This window comes from Cyclobacterium xiamenense, from assembly GCF_009467825.1.
GTDB lineage: Bacteria > Bacteroidota > Bacteroidia > Cytophagales > Cyclobacteriaceae > Cyclobacterium > Cyclobacterium xiamenense.
Genome location: NZ_WIOK01000015.1, coordinates 17,582 through 30,935 on the forward strand (window position 1 = coordinate 17,582; position 13,354 = coordinate 30,935).

The following is a 13,354-nucleotide window of genomic DNA, read 5'->3' on the forward strand; positions in this document are numbered from 1 at the left end:
CGCCCTGTAGCAAAATTTCATCCTTACAGGTTACCTATTCAGGACTTCAAATCCAAGCTTAATTGATTTTTTCTGCCTTCAAAACTATATATTCTGGATCCAGATAGCGCAATATACGCCCTGGAAAATAACCATTACAATGGTATCGTGAACCAATGTTTTCCTCCGATATCTGATAGGAAAATTTCATTTTGAACATATCACGACTCTCTTCTGCCAGAAAACTGTGCCACTCCTGGGGAATAGCAAACATATCGGTTGGCACACCAAAAAGCATCAGGGTGTCGGGATTGGCACCAGTAGTAGCCACCAGATAGCCTTTGCCTTCTCCTTTGCTTGTTGTTACTGTAGCATCGCGAACGCAGGGGTGGTGCCCAATCAGGTACCCTTCGGCCTGAAAAACGGGTGTTTCATCATTGTCCTGGCATCCGCCAAGAATCGGTAAAAGAAAAACCATTCCTACCCAAATCAACCAATTGCCTGTAAAAACTGCATTAGGCTTGATCGTGAAAAGTCTAATTTTCGGAATGGTCATGACACCTGGTTTTAAAGATAGTTGAAATGGTAATAAACGGGGATGGTTCGCAAATGCTGTACTGTTTTCTGGGATACCCCCCGATTCTGTATTGAAAATAGAAACTATTTCCAGCTAGAATATACTCCTCAAGTTCCATTCTATCAGGCAACTGGGAGAGAAAAAGGGTATCTACGCTGGCAACTATGGAATTGGCGTAGGTCTCGGAATTGAACATTCCTTCCCAATTCATTGCGATATCACTTTCTCCCAAAATCTCAACGACCATACCCTCGCAATACGCCCCTGTATACCTCCCTTGAAGACAGACTTCTTCCAATTCTTTTTCCAAACAACCTCCAGCGCAAAAACCGACCAGAGCGAGCAGGATCAAAAGAACATAGCTATTCCCAATCGACTCCTTGTTCATTTTTTTATCTGCTTAAAAACATCATTCGAATAAAATAGAAGAGCCTGATAAAGATCTGAATCAATGTACTAAATTTCACGCCCAATAAAGCCATTACGCATCAAGCGGTGAAAACGCTACATCTAAACCTTAATTACCCATCCATAAGAAATCAAGCCACAGGCTTAAATCGGACTCTCGTTGTTGGTTTCCTAATCGCCAGGGCTGCCTATTTTTAGGATGGAAAATCTTAAGATCGCTACCCGAAAAAGTAGGCCCAATCCCGCTGTCGGTAGTTTCGATGCTAAGCCATAAAAAGCAGATGAGGTGGTAAGGGGGAATCGTGTACGTTCAAATAGCTTATCAGAGTTTGTAATTATGGCGGTTTTGCCCAAATCTATTTATCTTTATTAATCATCTTCGGTTTGCGCAAAATATGGAAAAGCCACCAGATAAAGTCAAAGAACCTTTTTCCGCATATGGTCACTATACCTATGCGGATTACCTTTCCTGGCAGCTGGACGAGAGGATAGAGTTGATCCGGGGAGAGGTTTTTAAACAGGCAACGGCTGCTCCTAGAAGGGTGCATCAGGAAATTTCTATGGTCCTTTCAAATAAACTGTATGAATTCCTAAAAGGAAAGACCTGCAAAGTGTACGTCGCCCCATTTGACGTGCGCCTTCCGGTTTCCTCCAGAAAGCATGAAGACATCGATACCCTGGTGCAGCCGGATCTTTGTGTGGTCTGCGATCCGGAGAAACTGGATGAGCTGGGCTGCGTGGGTGCCCCGGACCTGATCGTTGAGATCCTCTCTCCGGGAAATAACAAGAAAGAGATTCAACTAAAATACGAAGTGTACGAAACCTCCGGTGTGAAGGAATACTGGGTGGTACATCCCGACGAACGTACCTTGCTGATCTATACCCTGGAAACCGGAAAATACCGTCCCTCCCGGCTGTTTACCCCGGGCGATCGGGTAAGTTCCCAGGCACTTCCGGGTTTTGAATTGGATCTGGATGAGGCGTTTGGCGAGTTGTAAACCCGATTTCGGGTTGACAACTTTTGGCTTTACAGACAGCGTAGAAAAAGCCCCATACCACTCGGTTCCTACCACGTGCGACCCTCGGCATTTTCCGAAATAACGGCTATCGTTATAACAATTTGAAAAAATTACGTAACTTTTTACATCTAAATAGCGGTATATTTGCTTACACCAGTAACTAAATCACCCGAAAATCAAAAATAGTGTTCATTTGTTGATCGGGTAATTGCATGAAGGTCTTGAAAAACATAGCGTCCATTTTCCTTTCCCTATTGGTCGTACTCAGTTCCATGAGTTTTACGGTCAACGTACACCTGTGTATGGGAAAGGTGGAAAGCGTACGCGTACTGACCGATGCGCCCGCCTGCGACATGCACCGCAAGTCCTGCCACGCACCGGAGCCGGACAAAAGTAGCAAGGAAGATTGCTGCGAGGATGAGCAACGAATCCTCCACGGACAAGACGAGTTGAGCAAAGCCCCTGTTTTCCAGAAAACCCAACCCGAGCTTGTCGCTGTTCTGTCCCTGCTTGTTTCCTACGTTACTGCCGATACTGAACTACCGCTTTTTGAGGCAATGGAGGTCTACATCCCTCCACTCCTTCCCCGGGACATCCCGGTCCTCATTCAATCCTTCCTTATTTGATCCATTGATGTAAGTGGAATCCAGTCTGGATGTTTCCATCCTGACTGCCTGATTTCCCACGCCGTTCCTCTTCCAATCCGGGGAACCTTTTCGGCCATTTCCAACGATCATCAACTAAGCGAAAAATGCTCAATCGAATTATCAGGTTCTTTTTGGAGAACAAACTGGTTACCGTACTACTCCTGCTACTTATCATTGGCTGGGGGATCGCTACGGCACCCTTCAACTGGCAGATCGACTTCCTGCCCCGGGACCCCGTCCCGGTAGATGCCATTCCCGATATTGGCGAAAACCAACAAATCGTCTTTTCCGAATGGATGGGTCGCAGCCCGCAGGATGTGGAAGACCAGATCACCTATCCCTTGACCACCACCCTCTTGGGTTTGCCTGGTGTAAAAACCGTGCGCAGCAGCTCCGCGTTTGGGTTTTCCAGCATTTATATCCTCTTCGAGGAAGACATTGAATTCTACTGGAGCCGCTCCCGCATCCTGGAAAAACTAAATGCCCTACCCGCCGGTCTTTTACCTGAAGGGGTGCAACCCCGGCTGGGTCCGGATGCCACGGCTCTGGGGCAGGTGTATTGGTACACCCTGGAGGGCAGGGATAAAGCCGGCAATCCGGCTGGCGGATGGGATCTGCATGAACTACGGGCCGTTCAGGATTTTACGATTCGCTACGCACTCAGCAGCGTTTCGGGGGTGGCAGAGGTGGCTTCGGTGGGAGGCTACATCAAGGAATACCAGGTAGATGTGGACCCTGCTGCGCTGAAAGCGCACAACATCGCCTTGACGGATGTGGTACAGGCGGTAAAAAACAGCAACCTGGACGTAGGTGCCAATACGATTGAAATCAACAAAGTGGATTATTTTGTCCGTGGCCTGGGCTATGTAGAACAACTCAGCGACCTGGATGCCACCGTAGTGAAAGTCAGCGATAACGTACCCATACGGATTCAGGATGTGGCCCGGGTGACCATCGGTCCCCAACCACGAAACATGACCGGCATCCTGGACAAAGCAGGTGCCGAAGCAGTGGGCGGCGTGGTCATCGCCCGCTACGGAGAAAACCCACTCGCGGTCATACAGGGGGTAAAGGAAAAAATTGAACAACTTTCCGAAAGCCTACCCAGCAAGACGCTGGAAGACGGCAGGGTTTCCCAGTTGACGATTGTCCCGTTTTACGACCGGACCGGACTCATTTACGAAACCCTGGGCACGCTCTATCAGGCCATCAGCTTGCAGGTTTTGATTTCTATTTTGGTGATCATGGTCATGGTGTACAATCTCCGGGCCTCGCTGTTGATTTCGGCCCTGCTACCCCTTTCGGTCCTGATGTGCTTTATCTTTATGAAATACCTGAACGTCGACGCGAATATAGTCGCCCTTTCCGGTATTGCCATTGCCATTGGCACCATGGTGGACCTGGGGATCATTTTGAATGAAAACATCCTGCGCCACCTCAACGAATCCGATCCTGCCGAATCCAAACTAAAGATCATCTATACCGCCACCACCGAGGTAGCCTCTGCCATACTGACGGCGGTAAGTACGACCATTATCAGTTTTCTTCCGGTTTTCACGCTAGAAGCAGCTGAAGGAAAACTATTTGGCCCCCTTGCCTATACCAAGACTTTTGCGCTGATCGCTGCCGTTATTTTTACCTTACTTATCATGCCGGCTTTTAGCCATTGGGTATTTTCCATACGCAAAGGATCCGGAAAATCCGCCCGGATAGTCAATGGTATTCTGCTGATTTCAGGGATTCTCACCTGGATATTTGTCTGGTCCTGGGCGGGATGGGTGCTTATTGGTTTTGGACTAATCAACCTGGCCCTTCATTATTTCCCGGAAAAGGTGGAACCCTGGCGGAATTTCCTAAAGGTGGGCTTCACCTTGCTTTCCATCGCCTGGCTTCTTGCCGGAGAATGGATGCCCCTGGGCGTATTGCGCAGCCAATTGACCAATTTTCTGTTTATCTCCGTTATTATCGGTCTGGTGCTGGGTGCCTTCCTGCTGTTCCTGCACTACTACTCCCGCATCCTGAGCTGGTGTCTGGACAACAAAGGAAAATTTATAGCAGGTCCCCTGCTGGTTTTATTGACCGGAATTACCATTTGGCTGGGTTTTGACCGCACCTTTTCCCTGGTACCAACGGCCCTGGAAAAAATTGGCTTGGATATTCGGGACGGTTCCGCTTGGAAAAACATGACGGCTACTTTCCCCGGCCTGGGGGAGGAGTTTATGCCCAGCCTGGACGAAGGCACCTTTCTCCTAATGCCGACCTCCATGCCCCATGCCGGGGTGGAAGCCAACCGGGAAATCCTTCAAAAACTGGACATGCTGGTCAACGCCATCCCGGAGGTGGAAATGGTGGTAGGAAAAGCAGGTCGGGCAGAAACGGCCATTGACCCCGCTCCCATGACCATGTTTGAAAACACCATCCAATACAAAAGCGAATACGCTAGCGATGAAAATGGCGAACGACTCCGATTCAAGGTGGACGATGAAAATCGCTTCCTCCTGGAAAACGGAGAAACCTACGACCCGGAATCCAATCAGCCGGAAAACGTTTCGCTTTCCCAGCTGATTCCGGATCCGAAAGGAGCTTATTTCAGGCAATGGCGGGCGCACATTCAGCGTCCGGATGATATCTGGGATGAAATCGTAGCAAGGATTACGATACCAGGCGTCACGTCCTCTCCCAAGCTTCAGCCCATCGAGACCCGGCTGATCATGCTGCAAACCGGCATGCGGGCACCCATGGGAATCAAGGTGTACGGTCCCGATCTGGAGACCATTGAAGCCTTTGGTTTTGAACTGGAAAAATACCTAAAGGAGGTCCCTTCGGTCAAAAAAGAGGCGGTCTTTGCCGATCGGGTGGTGGGCAAACCCTACCTGGAAATTGACATTGACCGGGAGAAAATCAGCCGGTACGGATTGACGGTTGGCGAGATGCAGGATTTTATTCAGACCGCCATTGGAGGCATGCAAATCAGCACTACCGTGGAAGGCAGGGAGCGCTACCCAATCCGGGTGCGCTATGCCCGGGAGTACCGGGACGATCCCACGGCTATCGAAAACCTGCAGGTACCCACGCCTGGAGGCGCCTACCTTCCCCTGAGTCAGCTGGCTTCCATAAGCTACCGTCCCGGACCGGGGATGATCAAAAGCGAGGATAGCTTTTTGGTAGGGTATGTTTTACTGGATAAAATGCCCGGCTTCGCCGAAGTGACGGTGGTGGAAGATGCGCAGAACCACCTGCGGGAAAAAATCGATAAGGATGAGCTGAAAGTCCCTTCCGGTGTGCGGTATGAATTTTCCGGCAATTACGAAAACCAGATCCGGGCAGAGAAGCGGCTGTCCCTGGTCATTCCCCTGTCCCTGATCATCATCTTTCTGATCCTGTATTTCCAGTTCCGCTCCGCTTTCACCTCGCTGTTTGTATTTGCCGGCATCGCCCTGGCCTTTGCCGGGGGATTTCTGATGCTGTGGCTGTACGGGCAAGGTTGGTTTATGGACGTGGACATCCTGGGCACCTCCATGCGGGAGCTGTTCCAGATGAAGACCTACAACTTAAGCGTAGCGGTATGGGTCGGTTTTATTGCCTTGTTTGGGATTGCTACGGATGATGGGGTGGTCATGGCTACCTACCTGGACCAGAGCTTTAAAAAGTACCAGCCGGATACCATTAGGGAAGTCCGGAAAGCGGTCATGGAAGCCGGACAGAAACGCATTCTGCCCTGCCTGATGACCAGTTCCACTACACTGTTGGCCCTCTTGCCCATACTCAGCTCTTCCGGCCGGGGGTCCGATATCATGATTCCCATGGCCCTTCCCGCATTTGGGGGCATGTCCATCGCCCTGCTGACGCTGTTTTTGGTTCCCGTGCTGTATTGCTGGAGAGCGGAGAGCAAGGTCAGTCAGGAAGGAGTTACAAAGGCTTGATTGGAAATTGAAGGTGAGATATGTGACACTGTAAAAAGAATACCAATGATACAAAAACTGAAAGATTTAGAGGTGTTTGAATGGAGCCGATCTTTTCCTAAGGAAGAAGTTTATACATCGCAACTAATAGGTGAAATGATCAAAAACCAGCAGAAATAATGGAAAAGCGCATAAAATTTAGTGAAAGGAAGGTGTCGGATAGCAACTGGCAGCGCCTGCTGAAGCGGTTCGGTAGCCTGGTGTTTTTGGCATGGGTCGTCGGGCACACACTCCAGGGGCAGACGCTGGAGGAGTACGTGCAGCTCGCCCTGGAAAACAACCTCGAACTTAAGGCTTACGACCGGGACTACCAGGCCAGCCTGGAGACGGTTTCCCAGTCGGGTGTCCTGCCCGATCCGGAATTCAGTGCGGGGGTTTTTCCGGCTCCCATGGATCGGCTAATGGGCCGGCAGCACGCCGACCTGCAGCTCATGCAGTCCTTTCCCTGGTTTGGAACCCTGGGTACCCAAAAAGAGGTGGCCAACCAACAGGCACTTGCCACTTTTCAGGAATTCCGGGGAGCTAGAAACCAATTGATCTACCGGGTAAAATCGGCATGGTACCAACTCTACCGGCGCCAGGAAGAAATTCGGATTACCGAGGCGCATGCTGCCATTCTGAATCGATTGGAACGCCTGGCATTGGTCCGCTTCCAATCTCAGGGGGCTACGGTAAACCCCGCTCCGGGATCCGGAAGGTCCGCCGGCATGAGCGGCGTGTTACGGCTAAAAATGGAAATCAACGAACTTGAAACCAGCCTGGCCAATCTCAAAAGCACGCAGCAGGGCTTGATCGAAGCCTTTAACCAGTTACTCAACCGGGACCCGGGAGAAGCGGTATCCCTACCCGATACCTTACCCGCGACAAATCTCCCCGAAGAACTCACGGAAAATCCAGAAATCCTTACCGGAGCGCATCCCCGGCTGAAACAACTGGAAGCCACCGAGTCCGCCCTGCAGTACCAAACGGAACTACGGGGATTGAAGGGAAAACCCATGATGGGCGCAGGGATTAGTTACATGCCCTTTAGCCCAAGGCTGGAAAACGGAATGCCCATGGGCGGACGGGACATGGTCATGCCCATGGTCAAAATCAGCCTTCCTATTTACCGAAAAAAATACCAGGCATTGCAGCAAGAAAGCAAATACCGGGAAGAGGCGATCCGTCAACGTAAAGAAAATACGGGCAACGAATTACTCGCTCAGTGGAGTCAAACGCGTAGCGACTGGGAAAATGCGGAACGCTCGGTAGCCCTCTATCAGGAACAGATTCGCCTGGCGAACCAAACCCTGGAATTGCTGACCAATGCCTATGCAAACAACGAAGGTGATTTTGAGGCCCTACTGGAAACCCAGCGAAAAGTACTGGATTACCGGTTCAAGTTGCTCGCCACCATCGTCGACCTGCACCTGCTGGAAGCACGGTTTGAAAATTTGGCCGGCTTGTAATAATGGTTTAATGATAGAATGATTTGATTATCTGATTATGGAAAAAAGAAATGAAATACTGGAGCTGAGTTTTGATTTTGCATTAAAAATCATTGAATACACGGAGATCCTTGAAGAAAAGAGAAAGTATGTGATTGCCCGACAGTTGCTAAAAAGCGGCACTTCCATTGGAGCCAATATTAGGGAAGCACAAAATGCACATAGTCGTAAAGATTTTGTAGCTAAATGCATCATCGCCATAAAGGAAGCAGATGAAACAGAATATTGGCTATTGCTTTGTTCTCGGAGTAAAAATTACCCGGACCCTGAAACTCTTCTTGTGGAAATAGTATCTCTGAAAAAAATCCTGTCAAAGATTATTTCTTCCACCATTAAAAACATGAAATCATGAAAAGGATCACTAAGACTAATTTAATGGTTTTATTATTCTCATTGCTAATTGGAGGAATGTTAGGTTGGCTAATCAAACCATCCGATGATCAAACCATCAACACATCAACACATCAACACACCAGCGCATCAGACCACCAAACCGCCGGATCATCAGATCATCAAACTTGGACCTGCTCCATGCATCCTCAGGTACGGCAGCCGGAACCGGGGCAATGTCCCATCTGTGGTATGGACCTGATCCCTGCATCCACCGCTGGAGGCAATGGCAATTCCTCACCTGCTGTCCTGGAAATGAGTGAGGCGGCCATTGCTATGGCCGAGGTTCAAACGTTTACTGTAAAGGAAAATGAAACCGGGAAAGAGATAACCACTACTGGTAAAGTCCAGCCCAATGAACAAAGCCGTTCTACCATCGCTGCCAACTTTCCCGGAAGGATCGAGCAGCTCTACGTAAATTTCACCGGACAAGCCGTGCAAAAAGGCGAAAAATTGGCGGATATCTATTCCCCCGAATTGGCAAATGCCCAAAAAGAATTGTTGGAAGCTGCGAAAACCAAATCCAATTTTCCCGACTTGTACGCGGCCGCCCGACAAAAACTCCAATCCTGGAAAATCACTTCAGAGCAAATCGAGTCCATTGAATCCGGAGAAACTTTGCTGGACCGGTTTGCTATTTTAGCCGACCGATCCGGCATTGTCAGCCAACGAAACGTGGCGCAAGGGGACTATGTAGGTACCGGAACGCCTCTTTTTGACCTGGTAGACCTAAGCTCAGTATGGGTCATGCTGGACATTTACGAAACGCAACTTCCTTTCGTTCGGAACGGTGATTTGGTCTCGCTGACCGTAGAAGGAATTCCGGGCGAAACCTTTGAAGCCCCGATTTCCTACCTGGATCCGTTCATAAATTCGGATACCCGAGCTGCTCAGGCAAGACTTTTGCTGAATAATCCGGGGGACCGCTTGAAGCCGGAGATGTTTGTAACCGCCCAGATACAAACGCAGGCAAACCGGAAAAAAGGGATCCTCCGCATACCGCGGACGGCATTGCTCTGGTCCGGGAAGCGATCCGTCGTGTATGTGCAAGTGCCGGATTCCGAATACCCGGCCTACGAAATGAGGGAAGTAAGCATCGGTCCCAGAAACGGGGAAACCTACCCGGTATTGGCCGGGCTGCAGGCGGGAGAAGAAGTGGTGAGCAATGGGGTTTTTTCCATTGATGCCGCGGCACAGCTGGCCGGTAAATACAGCCTGTTAAACCGACCGGAAAGCAAGACCATGGAGGTCTCCTCCACCTTTCAAGAACAGCTTACCGTTTTGGCAGAGGCCTATTTTGCGCTTAAAAATGGGCTGGTAGCCGACGATGCCAAAGCAGCACGAAACGCCGGCAACGAGGTTGGAGAAGCGTTGAATCAGGTGGATATGGAATTGGTAGAGGGAGCGGCGCACGCACACTGGATGGAATTAAAAGCGGAAGCCGAAAAGGCCTTGGAAGGCATTGCGGAAGCTGATGGTCTTCAGCCGGTCCGTAAGCAATTCATGCTGCTTTCGGAAAGCATGCTCGAGATAACCGAATCGTTTGGCCTGGAAAAAGACAAGGTATACCGGCAATATTGCCCCATGGCTTTTGGTGACGAGGGCGCCTATTGGCTGAGCGAGACCGAAGAAATCCGCAATCCCTATTTTGGTGCCGATATGTTGCGCTGTGGGGAAGTACGGGAAACCTACGAAAAAGGGAAACCGGTAATGGAGAAAAGCCCCAACACCGGCAGCCCGGGCGGGGGCGGTCACAACCACTAAACGCATCGGCCCAGCGAGTTGAATAAACCAGTAATAAACCAAAAAGTGATCATGAACGAAGAAAAGCACGAACACGAGCAACACGAAAACCACCACAATAACCACTCCCACCACGATCACCACGCCCTGATGATCGAAGACTTCAAAAGACGTTTTTGGATCTCTCTGGTGCTGACCCTTCCGATTCTGGTGCTGTCCGAAATGATCCAGCAATGGCTGGGGTTCGCCATCTCCTTCGAGGGAGACAAATACGTCCTTTTTGGCTTGTCCACCATCTTGTTTTTTTACGGGGGATGGCCGTTTTTGAAAGGCCTTTTTGACGAACTCCGGGAACAAAATCCTGGGATGATGACCCTGATAGCTGTGGCCATCATCGTGGCCTACGGTTACAGCAGTGCTGTGGTCTTTGGGCTGGATGGCACGGACTTTTACTGGGAGTTAGCCACCCTGATCGTGGTGATGCTTCTGGGACACTGGATAGAAATGAAGTCGGTGATGGGAGCTTCGCGCTCACTGGAATTACTCGTACAACTAATGCCTGCGGAAGCGCACCTAATGGATGGGAAGGATGTCAAGGAGGTGAAGGTAAGCGAATTAAAAAAAGGAGACCGGATTCTGGTAAAGGCCAACGAAAAAATCCCCGCGGACGGAGTCATTGAGAAAGGAGAAAGCCATCTGGACGAAAGCATGATTTCCGGTGAAAGCAAACCCGTAAAGCGCTCCAAGGGAGATGAGGTAGTCGGAGGTTCTGTAAACGGCAACCAATCCCTGGAGGTGAAAGTCCAGAAAACGGGGGAGGAGAGTTACCTAAACAAGGTAATCGGCCTTGTAAAGGAAGCGCAATCCAGCAAGTCCAAAACCCAACACCTGGCGGATCAGGCAGCCAAATGGCTTACCTTTATCGCGCTGGGTGCTGGAACAACCACACTGGTGGTCTGGCTGTTGATGGGCAAGCCCTGGGATTATGCCCTGGAACGAATGGTTACCGTAATGGTCATTTCCTGCCCCCACGCACTTGGCTTGGCAATCCCCCTGGTAGTGGCCATTTCCACCTCGGTATCGGCCGGAAAGGGCCTGTTGATCCGAAACCGAACCGCTTTCGAAAATGCTCGAAAAATAACGGCCATGGTATTTGACAAAACCGGCACACTGACTGAGGGCAACTTCGGTGTGTCCCGGTACGAAAGCCTGTCGGAATCGCTTAGCGAAAAGCAAGTATTGGCTTTTGCCGCCTCGCTGGAACAGGGATCGGAACATCCCATCGCCCAGGGAATCGTGAAAAAGGCAAAGGAAGAAAAACTGGATCTTCACGAAGTGAACCAGTTTGAAGGCCTTACCGGAAAAGGAGTACAGGGAGAAGTGAATGGCGAATCCTGGAAAGTGGTGAGCCCCGGCTACCTGGACGAAAAAAACATATCCCTTCCCGAAAAATCCCAGTCCGAAAAAGCGGAAACCATCGTTTTTATACTCAAAGGACAGGACCTGGTAGGCTTTGTGGCACTGGCAGACACGGTCAGGGAAGACAGCTTACCGGCCATCAAGTCGCTTAAGGAAGCCGGAATGAAGGTATTTATGGCCACAGGGGACAACGAAAAAACCGCCAAAGCGGTGAGTGAGGAATTGGGTTTGGATGACTACTACAGCGGAGTGCTGCCGGATGAGAAAGTCGAACTAATTAAAAAACTGCAAAAGGAAGGCTATTTTGTAGCCATGACGGGAGACGGAGTAAACGATGCGCCAGCCCTGGCCCAGGCCAATGTAGGCATCGCAGTAGGTTCGGGTACAGATGTGGCCGCAGAAACAGCAGACATTATCCTGGTCAACAGCAATCCCAAGGACATTGCGCAATTGGTCCGATTCGGCACGGCTACCTACAAAAAGATGATCCAGAACCTGGTATGGGCCACCGGCTATAATGCCGTTGCGATGCCCCTTGCCACCGGGTTTATCCCCGGCCTGCTGATCAATCCGGCCATCGGTGCGATCTTTATGAGTTTGAGCACCATCATTGTGGCCGCCAACGCACAACTATTGCGCAAGCAGATGGACTAATTCGGGTTCGGCAGGGACAATTGCTCACGTAGCAGTTCCTCCTCCATCATTCGCTGTTCCAATTCCCGCGCATAGGTTCGGCCCTTTTTGAATCCAAACTGGGTGTAGGCTCTTCCTGCCCAGCTTTTTGCTGTGGTCAGGTCTCCCAGCACTTCGTGGGCCAGGGCCAAATTAAAGCAAAATTTCCCTTGGGTTTTGGGGTCGGAAACCGATGACAAGCCATTTTCCCAGGCAACAATCGCTTCCTCCCACTGATCTACTTCTGCATGGCGTGCGCCCTGGCTTAATGCCGGGTGGTCCTTCGGCTTGCCGTAATAATTGCGCCGAATAGCCACATACATGGGCGCTACCCTTCGGGCGTAGGAAGCACCGGCCATTTGCCCCACTTCTCGGGTAGCAAGGGATTTGTCGATCAGTAAGGCCAATGCCTGGGTACGGGTTTCCGCTTCGGCTGTCCAGACATTGTTGGTACCAAAGTCTGCCTGATCCACCAAGGTGCCCGTGAGGGGGTCGTACAGGCGGAATCCTACCTGCACGGAGGCGAGGCCTTCCGTCAAAATTCCCGGCACTTCGATGATGCGGGCATCTTTCCCCGAGCCTACTTCCTTTTTGATCGTTATCTTTTTCTCAGTAATCACAAAATCCGAGTCGAATTTCTCAAGCGTGAGCACCCCGTCGGCCTGATATTTTTCGCAGAGGGACTCGATCTGCTCCCAGCTAAGGGGCTTTGGAAAGACCTGCCCAAATAGCCCACCCTTGAGCCGTTCGGTTGCCCGGATGATTTCGTAGCGGGGCGAGGTGGACAGTTCCTGCTGTATCGTGGCCATGGTGGCATCAATCGCATTCCTCACTTCAAAAGGAGCCTCTCCACTAAGTATCCCTTCCACAATGGATACCCCCTGACTCTCGGGCAGGGTGCGATCCACCAGCAACAGGCGCTGAACGTGATTGGGCACCGGAATCTCTGCCGGCATCAGACGCGTGAGGGAAACATTTTTTGAACAGGAGGCCAAGAAAATGGCGAGTGCAAAGCAACTCAGGCTGACTAACATGGTTTTTTTCGAAATAC

At 50.5% G+C, this 13,354-nt stretch carries 10 protein-coding genes; 7 read left to right on the forward strand and 3 right to left on the reverse strand.

What is annotated here, in order from left to right; translation table 11 throughout:
- Nucleotides 1–58: 58 nt before the first annotated feature.
- Nucleotides 59–535: a hypothetical protein gene (locus tag GCU44_RS12630; protein ID WP_154856726.1), complete on the reverse strand. Its 477-nt coding sequence runs from the start codon at nt 533–535 to the stop codon at nt 59–61.
- Nucleotides 516–944: a hypothetical protein gene (locus GCU44_RS12635; protein ID WP_154856727.1), complete on the reverse strand. Its 429-nt coding sequence runs from the start codon at nt 942–944 to the stop codon at nt 516–518. Before GCU44_RS12635 ends, GCU44_RS12630 begins: the two co-directional genes overlap by 20 nt.
- Before the next feature lie 415 nt (nt 945–1,359).
- Here GCU44_RS12635 and GCU44_RS12640 point away from each other — a divergent pair, with 415 nt between their 5' ends.
- The 7 genes from GCU44_RS12640 to GCU44_RS12670 all read left to right on the forward strand — a co-directional run bounded on the left by GCU44_RS12640 (nt 1,360) and on the right by GCU44_RS12670 (nt 12,285).
- The gene (locus tag GCU44_RS12640; RefSeq protein WP_154856728.1) at nt 1,360–1,962 is read left to right on the forward strand and encodes a Uma2 family endonuclease; all 603 of its coding nucleotides are present in this window, start codon (nt 1,360–1,362) and stop codon (nt 1,960–1,962) included.
- Nucleotides 1,963–2,204: 242 nt separating this feature from the next.
- Nucleotides 2,205–2,609 carry an HYC_CC_PP family protein gene (locus GCU44_RS12645; RefSeq protein WP_154856729.1) on the forward strand — a complete coding sequence of 135 codons (405 nt, stop codon included), beginning with the start codon at nt 2,205–2,207 and terminating at the stop codon, nt 2,607–2,609.
- Nucleotides 2,610–2,734: 125 nt separating this feature from the next.
- A complete protein-coding gene (locus GCU44_RS12650) occupies nt 2,735–6,553 on the forward strand; it encodes an efflux RND transporter permease subunit (protein ID WP_154856730.1) in 3,819 nt (1,272 codons plus the stop codon).
- 158 nt (nt 6,554–6,711) lie between these two features.
- A complete protein-coding gene (locus tag GCU44_RS12655) occupies nt 6,712–8,040 on the forward strand; it encodes a TolC family protein (protein ID WP_154856731.1) in 1,329 nt (442 codons plus the stop codon).
- A 37-nt stretch (nt 8,041–8,077) separates the two neighbouring features.
- Nucleotides 8,078–8,431, forward strand: a complete 354-nt coding sequence (locus GCU44_RS12660; RefSeq protein ID WP_154856732.1) for a four helix bundle protein — start codon at nt 8,078–8,080, stop codon at nt 8,429–8,431.
- A 179-nt stretch (nt 8,432–8,610) separates the two neighbouring features.
- Nucleotides 8,611–10,233, forward strand: a complete 1,623-nt coding sequence (locus GCU44_RS12665; protein ID WP_241684935.1) for an efflux RND transporter periplasmic adaptor subunit — start codon at nt 8,611–8,613, stop codon at nt 10,231–10,233.
- Between the two features lie 51 nt (nt 10,234–10,284).
- Entirely contained in the window at nt 10,285–12,285 is a 2,001-nt protein-coding gene (locus tag GCU44_RS12670; protein ID WP_154856734.1) for a copper-translocating P-type ATPase, read from the forward strand.
- Here GCU44_RS12670 and GCU44_RS12675 read toward each other — a convergent pair.
- Nucleotides 12,282–13,337, reverse strand: a complete 1,056-nt coding sequence (locus tag GCU44_RS12675) for a DUF6340 family protein (protein WP_241684936.1) — start codon at nt 13,335–13,337, stop codon at nt 12,282–12,284. The genes GCU44_RS12670 and GCU44_RS12675 overlap by 4 nt on opposite strands.
- Between the last annotated feature and the right edge of the window lie 17 nt (nt 13,338–13,354).

Coding starts and splice junctions, on each gene's coding strand:
- GCU44_RS12630 (WP_154856726.1), bottom strand. CDS start 535: ATGACCATTCCGAAAATTAGACTTTTCACGATCAAGCCTAATGCAGTT.
- GCU44_RS12635 (WP_154856727.1), bottom strand. CDS start 944: ATGAACAAGGAGTCGATTGGGAATAGCTATGTTCTTTTGATCCTGCTC.
- GCU44_RS12640 (WP_154856728.1), top strand. CDS start 1,360: ATGGAAAAGCCACCAGATAAAGTCAAAGAACCTTTTTCCGCATATGGT.
- GCU44_RS12650 (WP_154856730.1), top strand. CDS start 2,735: ATGCTCAATCGAATTATCAGGTTCTTTTTGGAGAACAAACTGGTTACC.
- GCU44_RS12655 (WP_154856731.1), top strand. CDS start 6,712: ATGGAAAAGCGCATAAAATTTAGTGAAAGGAAGGTGTCGGATAGCAAC.
- GCU44_RS12660 (WP_154856732.1), top strand. CDS start 8,078: ATGGAAAAAAGAAATGAAATACTGGAGCTGAGTTTTGATTTTGCATTA.
- GCU44_RS12665 (WP_241684935.1), top strand. CDS start 8,611: ATGCATCCTCAGGTACGGCAGCCGGAACCGGGGCAATGTCCCATCTGT.
- GCU44_RS12670 (WP_154856734.1), top strand. CDS start 10,285: ATGAACGAAGAAAAGCACGAACACGAGCAACACGAAAACCACCACAAT.
- GCU44_RS12675 (WP_241684936.1), bottom strand. CDS start 13,337: ATGTTAGTCAGCCTGAGTTGCTTTGCACTCGCCATTTTCTTGGCCTCC.